This is a genomic window from Nonomuraea turkmeniaca (genome assembly GCF_005889735.1).
Classification (GTDB): Bacteria; Actinomycetota; Actinomycetes; order Streptosporangiales; family Streptosporangiaceae; genus Nonomuraea; species Nonomuraea turkmeniaca.
Genome location: NZ_VCKY01000047.1, coordinates 43,561 through 53,095 on the forward strand (window position 1 = coordinate 43,561; position 9,535 = coordinate 53,095).

General features: G+C 71.3%; 10 protein-coding genes. 2 read left to right on the plus strand and 8 right to left on the minus strand.

The window, feature by feature from the left end; genetic code table 11:
- Window positions 1-20: 20 nt before the first annotated feature.
- The 3 genes from ETD86_RS16390 to ETD86_RS16400 are packed head-to-tail and all read right to left on the minus strand — an operon-like array spanning window position 21 to window position 3,002.
- A complete protein-coding gene (locus ETD86_RS16390; RefSeq protein WP_138667014.1) occupies window positions 21-992 on the minus strand; it encodes a phosphotransferase family protein in 972 nt (323 codons plus the stop codon).
- A complete protein-coding gene (locus ETD86_RS16395) occupies window positions 989-2,179 on the minus strand; it encodes an acyl-CoA dehydrogenase family protein (RefSeq protein ID WP_138667015.1) in 1,191 nt (396 codons plus the stop codon). Before ETD86_RS16395 ends, ETD86_RS16390 begins: the two co-directional genes overlap by 4 nt.
- A 40-nt stretch (window positions 2,180-2,219) precedes the next feature.
- Window positions 2,220-3,002: a CPBP family intramembrane glutamic endopeptidase gene (locus ETD86_RS16400; protein ID WP_138667016.1), complete on the minus strand. Its 783-nt coding sequence runs from the start codon at window positions 3,000-3,002 to the stop codon at window positions 2,220-2,222.
- Between the two features lie 39 nt (window positions 3,003-3,041).
- On the opposite strand from ETD86_RS16400, the gene ETD86_RS16405 reads away from it, so the two are divergent.
- The gene (locus tag ETD86_RS16405; RefSeq protein WP_138667017.1) at window positions 3,042-3,383 is read left to right on the plus strand and encodes a DUF6285 domain-containing protein; all 342 of its coding nucleotides are present in this window, start codon (window positions 3,042-3,044) and stop codon (window positions 3,381-3,383) included.
- 44 nt (window positions 3,384-3,427) lie between these two features.
- Here the strand turns inward: ETD86_RS16405 and mctP are convergent, their stop codons facing one another.
- Window positions 3,428-5,041 (minus strand): monocarboxylate uptake permease MctP, encoded by a 1,614-nt coding sequence (mctP, locus tag ETD86_RS16410; RefSeq protein ID WP_281286921.1) that lies wholly within the window; start codon window positions 5,039-5,041, stop codon window positions 3,428-3,430.
- Window positions 5,038-5,247 carry a DUF3311 domain-containing protein gene (locus tag ETD86_RS16415; RefSeq protein ID WP_138667018.1) on the minus strand — a complete coding sequence of 70 codons (210 nt, stop codon included), beginning with the start codon at window positions 5,245-5,247 and terminating at the stop codon, window positions 5,038-5,040. Before ETD86_RS16415 ends, mctP begins: the two co-directional genes overlap by 4 nt.
- Before the next feature lie 299 nt (window positions 5,248-5,546).
- On the opposite strand from ETD86_RS16415, the gene ETD86_RS16420 reads away from it, so the two are divergent.
- On the plus strand, window positions 5,547-6,440 hold the full coding sequence (locus ETD86_RS16420; RefSeq protein ID WP_138667019.1) for an SDR family oxidoreductase: 894 nt from the start codon (window positions 5,547-5,549) through the stop codon (window positions 6,438-6,440).
- A 16-nt stretch (window positions 6,441-6,456) separates the two neighbouring features.
- Here the strand turns inward: ETD86_RS16420 and ETD86_RS16425 are convergent, their stop codons facing one another.
- From ETD86_RS16425 to ETD86_RS16435, 3 genes are all read right to left on the minus strand, one after another.
- Window positions 6,457-7,398 carry a helix-turn-helix transcriptional regulator gene (locus ETD86_RS16425; RefSeq protein WP_138667020.1) on the minus strand — a complete coding sequence of 314 codons (942 nt, stop codon included), beginning with the start codon at window positions 7,396-7,398 and terminating at the stop codon, window positions 6,457-6,459.
- Window positions 7,380-9,080, minus strand: a complete 1,701-nt coding sequence (locus ETD86_RS16430) for a CocE/NonD family hydrolase (protein ID WP_211370091.1) — start codon at window positions 9,078-9,080, stop codon at window positions 7,380-7,382. The genes ETD86_RS16425 and ETD86_RS16430 overlap by 19 nt, the downstream gene beginning before the upstream one ends.
- A 57-nt stretch (window positions 9,081-9,137) precedes the next feature.
- Window positions 9,138-9,535 (minus strand): DUF4394 domain-containing protein (locus tag ETD86_RS16435; RefSeq protein WP_138667021.1); only part of this gene is annotated, 398 nt, incomplete at its 5' end.

A 9,535-nucleotide genomic window follows, 5' to 3' on the forward strand; every position in this document is an offset into this window, starting at 1 on the left:
GCCTGCGATCCCAGGCTCGGTCAAGGCAACGGGTTTTCCGCCCGGTCGCGCAACATCCCGAGCAGGTCCCACTCGTTCTCGCAGACGCGGCGGCCGATCGCGGCCAGCTCGACGGAGCGGGCGCCGCCGCGCAGGTGCCGCATGGTCTGCATGACGCAGATGACGCCCCACTTGAGCACGCCGAAGGTCTCCCACCAGCGCAGCGCGTCCCGGTCCACCGGGTCGCCGCCGGCCCGCTCATAGGCGTGGATGAGGTCGTCGTACGCGCCGAACCCGCCGACCGGCAGCGGCGAGCCGAACCGCCAGGCCTTCACGCACAACCACCCGAGGTCCTCCAGCGGGTCCCCGGCGTGGGCCAGCTCCCAGTCGAGCACCGCCCTGATGCCCTCGGGGCCGATGATCAGGTTGCCGTTGCGGAAGTCGCCGTGCACCACGGCCCGCCGGCCCGCGCGCGGCCGGGTGGCGGCCAGCCGCCGCAGCGCCAGCTCGAACACCGGGTGCGGCTCGCCCAGCAGGTCGAGCACGTCCCGCCAGCGGCGCAGGGGGTCGGTCTCGGTCCCGGTCCCGGTCTCTGGGGGCACGCACGACACCGGCATGCGGTGGATGGCGGCCAGTGCCTGCCCGCACTGGCCGGCGAGCCGGGGCCGGGCGGCGGCGTAGGCGTCGTCGCGCAGGATCTTGCGCGGGATCGTCTCGCCGGGCACGCGGGTCATGAGGATGTGCGACTCGCCGCAGGAGACGATCCGCGGCACCGGCACCCCGGCCTGGAACGCGGTCCGCATCAGCACCGCCTCGGCCGCCAGCGTGGCGCCGGCCTCCAGCGCGGCGCCGGGGGAGTCGAGCCGCAGGACCAGCTCGTGCCGGGTGCCGTCGGCGGCGGCCACGTCCAGCGCCCAGGTCTCGCGCGAGGCCCCTCCGGGCAGCCGGACCCGGTGCGGGATCGCCGACCCGGCCCCGAACACCGTGCGGACGATCTCCTCGAGCCGGCTCATCGCAGGCCGAACTCCCAGTTGCCGCCCGCCGCGTACACGCTCAGGATCCGCCGCCCCACCGAGTCGATGTGCACCTCGTCGGGGCCGTCGTAGATCCGCCCGGCCCGCGCGTGCCGGTACATCCGCTCCAGTGGCGTGTCCGGCGTCAGGCCCGCGGCTCCATAGACCTGGATGGCGCGGTCGATCACGTTGTGCAGCATACGCGCTCCGACGACCTTGATCACCCCGATCTCCACCCGAGCATCGGAGCCGGCGTCGATGGCCTCGGCGGCCTGCAGCGTGAGCAGCCTGGCGGCCTGGATCTCGGTGGCGGAGTCGAACACGTGCTGCCGCATGAGCTGCTTGTTCGCCAGCGGCTCGCCGAACGCGCTGCGCTCGTGCAGCCTGCGGCACATCAGGTCGAAGGCCCGCTGGGCCTGCCCGAGCCAGCGCATGCAGTGGAAGATCCGGCCGGGCCCCAGGCGCTTCTGCGCTATGACGAACCCGTGGCCGCGCTGCCCGAGCAGGTTGGCGGCGGGCACGCGGACGTCCTCGTAACGCACCTCGCAGTGCGCCCCGTCCAGCCCCAGCACCGGCGTCTCGCGGACGATCGTGTAGCCGGGCGTGTCGGTCGGCACCAGGATCATGGAGAAGGCCCGATGTGGCGGGGCGTCCGGCTCGGTGCGGCACATCACGGTCGTGTACGCCGCCCGCGAGGCCCCGGTCGTGAACCACTTGTGCCCGTTGATCACCCACTCGCCGCCGTCGAGCACGGCGGCCGTGCGGATCTGGGTGGGGTCGGAGCTGGACACCGACGGCTCGGTCATGGCGAAGCTGGGCCAGATGTCGCCGCGCACCAGCGGCTCGAGATAGCGTTCGCGCTGCTCGGGCGAGGCGTGCTCGTGCAGCATGAGCGAGTCCTGCAAGGTGAAGGTGCCCAGCGCCAGCTGCCCGTACTCGCTGCGCCCCTGCGCCTCGTTGACGTAGACGTAGTCGAGGAACGGCAGCCCGCCGCCGCCCAGCTCCCTGGGGTGGCCGAGTGCCCACAGGCCTTCCTTCTTGGCCTCGGCCCGCAGCTCGTCCATCGCGGCCGCGGCGGCGGGCCCTCCCGCGTGCAGCACCGGCTCGGCGGGCTCGACCCGCTCGGTCATGAACGCGTGGACGGCATCGCGGATCGGCCGGACGCCGGCGGGCACGGCGAAGCTCATGAAAGGATCTCAGCCGACAATCGTTGCCGAGTCAACGGTCTCAGGGCAGCCAGCTGACCCGTCCGCGGAGGAACGCGTACCCGACGAAGGCGACGGAGTCGATGAGCGTGTGCGCCACCACCAGCGGCATCGCCCGTCCCCACCGCTGGTACAGCCGCCCGAACACCACCCCCATCACGACGTTCCCGACGAACCCCCCGAACCCCTGATACAGGTGGTACGACCCCCGCAGCAGTGACGAGACCGCGACGGCCTTCCACGGCCCCCACCCGGCCTGCCCGAGCCGGTGCAGCAGGTATCCGGCGACCAGCACCTCCTCCAGCACGCCGTTCTGGGCCGCCGCGAGCAGCAGCACCGGCACCTGCCACCACACCTCGGGCAGCGCGCCGGGAACGACGGTCAGGTTCACCCCGCTCGCCCACACCGCCAGGTAGAACGCCAATCCCGTGCCGCCGATCGCGGCCGCGAGCAGCGCCCCGCGCACCAGGTCGCGCCGAGGCTCACGCAGGTCCGCGCCGACGGTCCGCAGCGACTCCCCGGAGCGCACCAGCAGGTACGCCACCAGCCCCACCGGCGCCACCGAGATCGCGATCTGGACCAGCTGCAACGTCAGGTCCAGCCACGGCCGCCCCGGGGCCATGGACCCGACGAGCACGGCCTGCTGGCTCTTCAGCTCCTTCGGCGCGGTGAGCGCCCCGATCAGCCGCACGAGCGCCACCAGGCCGCTCGCGCCGAGCGAGACCGACATGACGACGAAGATCTCGGCCCGGATGAGCTTGGGCCCGAGCACCGGGTCCGGTGCGGTGGGAGACTCTGTGCGCATGGCCGCAGGCTAGCCGTTCACCGTTAAAAGGGAGATCAGATGACGAAGGGCCCGCACGACGTGCCGACGGCGGCGCAGCTGGTGGCCGCCGTGCGCGATTTCCTCGAGAGCGACGTGTTGCCGGCCGTCGAGGGCCGGGTGCGGTTCCACACCCGGGTCGCGATCAACGTGCTGGGCATGGTGGAGCGGGAGATCGAGCTGGGGCCCGCCCAGGCGGCGGAGCACGCGGCGCGGCTGGCCGCACTCGGCATGGGCAGTGACGCCGAGCTGGCCGCCGCCATCCGCGACGGCCGGATCGACGACGACCACGAGCTCGTCACCGCCTTGGAGGAGGCCGTGCGGGCCAAGCTCGAGGTCGCCAATCCCGGCTATCTGGTGTGACCGGCGGCCCGCCCCCCGGGGGGACGGGGGCGGGCCGCCGGCGGTCAGTGCGAGCCGGTGAGGTCCAGGTCCTTGACCTTGGGGTCGCCCTCGTCGGCGAAGTAGTCGTCGCGCGAGGTCGCGTCCGGCCCGTCGGCCACCTTGAGCGCCCGGAACAGCAGCGTGCCCAGCGCCGCCACCACCAGGTTGACGGCCAGCGCCACGAACCCGACGTAGATGGTCATCTTGGTGTCGAAGCCGAAGTTGGACAGCGCGAACGCCGAGCCGCCGAAGTGCTGCTTGCCGGTGACCGGGTTCGGGATGAGGTAGAGCATCCACATGCCCACCGCCAGGCCGAGCGCCCAGCCCGCCATCAGGCCGCCCTTGTGGAACCAGCGCGTGTAGAGGCCGAGCGCCACCGACGGCAGCGTCTGCAGAATGATCACGCCGCCGATGAGCTGCAGGTCGATGGAGAACTGCGGGTCCAGCACCAGGATGCACAGCACCGCGCCGACCTTGACCAGGAGCGAGGTCAGCTTGGAGACCCGGGCCTCCTGGGCGTCGGTGGCGTGCTGGTTGAAGTACTCACGGTAGATGTTGCGGGTGAACAGGTTGGCCGCCGCGATCGACATGATCGCCGCGGGGACCAGCGCGCCGATGCCGATCGCGGCGTAGGCGACGCCGGTGAACCAGTCGGGGAACATCTGGTCGAACAGCTGCGGCACGATCGTGTTGTTGTCCGCTGTCTTGCCGTCCGGGTTCATGACCGGCTTGGTCCCCGCCGCGATCGCCATGTAGCCCAGCAGCGCGATCAGCCCGAGCAGGAGGCTGTAGGCGGGCAGCGCCGACATGTTGCGCTTGATCACGTTGCGGTTCTTGGAGGCCAGCACGCCGGTGAGGCTGTGCGGGTAGAGGAACAGCGCCAGCGCCGAGCCGAAGGCCAGGGTGATGTACTGCAGCTGGTTGTTGGCGTTGAGGATGATCCCGTCACCGGGCGCGGGGGAGGCGTCGAACTTGGCCTTGGCCGCGTCGAAGACCGATCCCCAGCCGCCGAGCTTGGCCGGGATGTAGATGACCGCCGCCAGGATCACGATGTAGATCAGCGTGTCCTTGACGAAGGCGATCAGCGCGGGGGCGCGCAGGCCGGACTGGTAGGTGTAGGCGGCCAGGATCGCGAACGCGATGATGATCGGCAGGTGCCCGGTGACGCCCATCGACTTCAGCACGGCCTCGATGCCGACCAGCTGGAGCGCGATGTACGGCATGGTCGCCACCAGCCCGGTGATCGCCACCAGCAGCGCCAGCGTCGGCGACCCGAAGCGGGCCCGGACGAAGTCGGCCGGCGTGACGAACCCGTGCACGTGCGAGACCGACCACATCCTGGCCAGGACCAGGAACACCAGCGGGTAGATGATCACGGTGTACGGCACGGCGTAGAAGCCCAGCGCGCCCGCCCCGAACACGAGCGCGGGCACCGCGACGAACGTGTAGGCGGTGTACAGGTCGCCGCCGACCAGGAACCAGGTGATCCAGGACCCGAAGTTCCGCCCGCCCAGCCCCCACTCGTTGAGGCTCTCGATGTTCTCGGGCCGCCGCCAGCGGGCCGCGACGAAGCCCATACCGCTGACGACCAGGAACAGCAGGGTGAAGACGACCAGCTCGGTCGTGTGCCCGCTCACTTGGTCATCCTGTAGACGATGGTGGTGGACACGACGCCGACTCCGATGAAGGCGAGCTGCAGCCAGTAGAAGAGCGGGAAGCCCAGCAGGCGCGGCTCGTCGGCGTTGAACAAGAACGTCAGGAGCGGCAGCACGATGGGCAGGACCAGCAGCCAGTTCCATGGGCTGCGGTCAGTGCGTGGCCGCCCGGGTTCCCCGGTAGTCATCGACCCTCCGATGGCAGGGTTCAGCAGCCGGTAGTGACCGGCTACTGACAGGTAGTCAATGGAGGGAGAGTAGCTTTACGGCGGTATTAAACCCAATGTCGCTTATATTACGGTTTGGCCTAAATGCTGAGACCTCATCTCGGCACACGAGACACGTGCCCGTAACACCGTTTTTGGAGCTTAGTTACCGGGGCATCCCCTGCCGATCATCGATCGGCGAATGGTCGGTTGCACGCGCCGAACGGCTCCCGCGGAAAACATGACAAGAGATGTCCTCTTTCCCGGGAACGATCGGTCCCATGATTGCTTTGGTGGCGGGCGCGACCCGCGGCACGGGACGAGGGATAGCGGTCGCGCTGGGCGCGGCCGGCGCGACGGTCTACTGCACGGGCAGGAGCATCCGCGGGCAGCGCTCGGAGATGAACAGGGCGGAGACCATCGAGGAGACGGCGGAGCTGGTCACGGCGGCCGGCGGCACGGGCATCGCCGTCCAGGTCGACCACCTCGATCCCACCCAGGTGGAGGCGCTGGCCGGGCGCGTGGAGCGCGAGCAGGGGCGACTCGACGTGCTGGTCAACGACGTATGGGGCAGCGACCACCTGTGGGAGTGGGACACCCCCGTGTGGAAACACGACCTGGACAAGGGACTGCGGCTGCTCCGGCTGGCCGTCGACACCCACATCATCAGCAGCAGGTTCCTGCTCCCGCTGCTGATCAGGAACGAGGGCGGGCTGGTCGTGGAGGTCACGGACGGCACCTGGGAGTTCAACGAGACCCGCTACCGGGAGAACGTCTACTACGACCTGGCCAAGATGTCGGTGAACCGGCTGGCGTACGCCTGGTCCAAGGAGCTGCGCCCGTACGGCGGGACGGGCGTGGCGGTCACGCCCGGGTTCCTGCGCTCGGAGGCGATGCTCGACAACTTCGGCGTCACCGAGGACAACTGGCGCGAGGCCAAGGTGGCCCACAAGAGCTGGCTGGTCTCCGAGACCCCCGCCTACGTGGGCCGCGGGATCGCCGCGATCGCCGGCGACCCGGACAAGCAACGGTGGTCGGGCCGGTCCGTGGACAGCGGGCAGCTGGCCGAGGCGTACGGCCTGACCGATGTGGACGGCAGCCGCCCGCAGGTGTGGCGCTTCATCACCGAGGTGGAGGAGACCGGCAAGGACGCCGGCCCGGACGACTACCGCTGACGGCAGGTGCGACCCGCTAATCGTAGAGCGCGGAGGTGCGGGCGGCGGCCTCGGCGACCATCGCCCGCAGCTCCGGCGGCGCCAGCACCTCCGCCTCCGGCCCGAACCGCAGCACCTGCGAGAAGGCCACCTCCACCGACTCCACCGCCAGCTGCACGGTCCCGTCCGGCTGGAGCGACCCCAGCGCGTCCGCCAGCGCCGCGGGGTCGGCGATGTGCCGCAACATGCGCCGCCCCCGCTCGCTCAGCCGCAACGTGATCACGTCCCGCAGCAGCGAGCGGGTGAACTCGGCCGACCGCTCCGCCCAGAACGCGGCCAGGTCGAAGCCCGGATCCCGGTCGAAGGACTCGGGGAGCACCTCGATCGCGCCGAACCGGTGCACCCGGAAGACCAGGACCCGCGTCCCGAGCCGCGCGGCCAGATACCAGACCCCCGCCTTCAGCACCAGCCCGTACGGCTCCAGCGTCCGCTGGTTGCCCTTGTACGCGGTCCGGACGCGGCGGTCGTTCCACACCGCCCTGGCCAGCGGCGCGAGCGCGGCCGGCGGCGGGTCGTCGCCGGCGAACCACCCCGGCGCGTCCAGGTGGAACCGCTGCGCCGCGGTCGCCGGCGCGTCCCGCAGGGCCGGGGACAACGCGGCGGCCGCCTTCAGCCGGGCGGTCGCCGCCACGTCCTGCAACCCCATCTCGCGCAGCGCGGCCGGCACGCCCGACAGGAACAACGCCTCTGCCTCGGCCCGGTCCAGCCCGGTCAGCCGGGTACGGTAGCCCTCCAGCAGCCGGTAGCCGCCGCCCCGCCCCCGATCGGCGTAGACCGGCACGCCGGCCTCCGACAACGCCAGCACGTCGCGATGCACGGTGCGCTCGGAGACCTCCAGCTCCTTGGCCAGCTCGGCCGCCGTCATCCCGCCCCGGCCCTGCAACAGCAGGACCAGCGACATCAGCCGCGAGGCGCGCACGAGTGAGCGCCGTCGTCTGGAGGAGCGGCGGGAGCGTAGCGACCAGAGCGGGGGAAGGCGGCGGCGTTGGGTGAACGAGTCCGCCTCACGGAGTGAGGCCATGAACACAGCGGCAACACCACGGCCGAGGGCCGGTCGGGGGAGTGGAACACCTCGATGTCGTTGGGCACCATCGCACCGCCCGCGCCGAGCGGGTCGCCGGTGCCGGGATTGCGGGCGATCGTCGGGTACGCCCCGGCCGCCACGTGCACCCGGATCCGATGGTCACGCCGGAACCGGTGCGCGATCGGCCACAGGTCGAACTCCACCCGCCGCACGTCATCGGTGGAGGGCCCGAGGCGCCGCACACCTTCGCACACGTTGAACGAGCGCCCGTCCGGCCACACGTCGCACACCCGCGCCACCACGTCCACGTACGGGGTGCTGGAGCGCACGAACAGCTCCGCGCGGACCGGTCCGATCATCTCCACGGCCGACTCCAGCGCCGGCGAGCTGTAGACCAGCACGTCACGGCGCTGCTCCAGCCGCCGCTGGTCGCGCGGCCGGGAGTCGCCGAGCAGCACCGGACCGCCGATCACCGGCGTCGGATGGGCGGGGTGGTAGCGGAACCGGTCGGGCTCGGACTCCTGCGGCCCGCCGGTGCCCACCCTTTCCGGACCCAGCCCGAACCCTTGCTGCAGGTGCCAGCGCTGCTCGCGCATGCCCGGCACCGGCCAGTCGGGGTGGTCGCGCCACTCCTCCGCGCCCGTCACGTAGATCCGCACGGGGTCGGGCCGCAGCCGCGACATGTCGCCCAGCAGGTGCGCGCGGAACCACGCCGACGCCTCCGCCATCGTGGGCCGGCCGTGCCGCGTGTCGATGTGGTACCACGGCCCGATCGTCAGATACGGCCGCCGGCCCGCCGCCCGCAACGCCGCGTAGTCCTTCAGCTGCCACGGCAGGAACACGTCGTACCAGCCGCCCAGCATGGTGACGGCCGCGTCCACGTCGCCGACCTTCAGCGAGAAGTCGCGCTTGTCCCAGTACGGCACCGCCGGGTCCGCGTGATGCGTCACCAGATCCTGGAAGAAGGGCAGCGGCCGGCCCGCCGAGACCAGGTCCAGCTCGGCCACGGGCCGCCCGGACAGGACCGCCCTGCGGGTGAGCCGGGGCGCGGTCCACAACGCGGCGCCGCCGAAGCGGCGTGACATGGCGTCGGTGAGCGTGGTCCAGCTCAGCGCCGACTCCAAGGCGAACGCGCCGCCCACGTAGGCGGCGTCCCTGAACTGGGAGGCGGTGATCTGCACGGCCATGGCCTTCAGGTCCGGCCCGGCGTAGGGAGCGATCGCCCACTGCGTGTAGCCGAGGTAGGAAGGGCCGAACATGGCGAACGAGCCGCCGTACCAGGGCTGCTCGCGCAGCCACGCCACGGTGGCCAGGCCGTCGTCGTGCTCGTCGCCGAGCGGGTCGGGCAGCCCGCCGGAGCCGAAACCGCCCCGGCAGCTCTGGATCACGACGTGGAAGCCCTGCCGGGCGAAGCCGCGGCCGTAGAGCCAGCCGAACAGCCCGCGCCGGCCGTAGGGGGAGCGCATCAGGATGACGGGGGCCCGCCCGCCTGCGGCCGGAGCGTAGTGGTCGGCCAGCAGGGTCACGCCGTCGGGCATCGGCACCGGAAGATCGCGGTGGAGCCGCACGCGTCTCATGTACCAACCAGTAACAGATGCCGCCCGGGGTGCGGTAGCCCGGGGGCGCTCTGGGAACTATTTGTCGAGCTGGACGGCGATGTCGGTCACCTGGCGACTGCCGGGGAACGTTCCAACGAGGTTCGCCATGCCGGTGAGCACGTTGACCGTGTAGAGGCGGTACGCGCCGCGGACCTTGAGCGTGGCGTACGCGGTGTTGGACACCGTCACGCCGTTGTTCAGCTTGCTGTAGATGTCGAACCCGGCGTCGGTGGCCGCGTCCACGGCCGGCTTGCCGGTCGGGGCCAGGTTGCCGGCGTTGGCGGGGGACTGGACCGAGACCTGGTCGTTCATGGTGTCCACGTCGAACAGGGTCGTCGCGGTGGCCGCGTCCAGGTCGTTGTTGGTGTAGCCGGCGCCGGTCACGCCGGTCGCGGTCGCCCCGGCCGTGGCGGGGGGCACGGGCGGGTTGGTGA

Coding starts and splice junctions, on each gene's coding strand:
- ETD86_RS16420 (WP_138667019.1), top strand. CDS start 5,547: ATGATTGCTTTGGTGGCGGGCGCGACCCGCGGCACGGGACGAGGGATA.
- ETD86_RS16390 (WP_138667014.1), bottom strand. CDS start 992: ATGAGCCGGCTCGAGGAGATCGTCCGCACGGTGTTCGGGGCCGGGTCG.
- ETD86_RS16405 (WP_138667017.1), top strand. CDS start 3,042: ATGACGAAGGGCCCGCACGACGTGCCGACGGCGGCGCAGCTGGTGGCC.
- ETD86_RS16400 (WP_138667016.1), bottom strand. CDS start 3,002: ATGCGCACAGAGTCTCCCACCGCACCGGACCCGGTGCTCGGGCCCAAG.
- ETD86_RS16415 (WP_138667018.1), bottom strand. CDS start 5,247: ATGACTACCGGGGAACCCGGGCGGCCACGCACTGACCGCAGCCCATGG.
- ETD86_RS16430 (WP_211370091.1), bottom strand. CDS start 9,080: ATGAGACGCGTGCGGCTCCACCGCGATCTTCCGGTGCCGATGCCCGAC.
- ETD86_RS16395 (WP_138667015.1), bottom strand. CDS start 2,179: ATGAGCTTCGCCGTGCCCGCCGGCGTCCGGCCGATCCGCGATGCCGTC.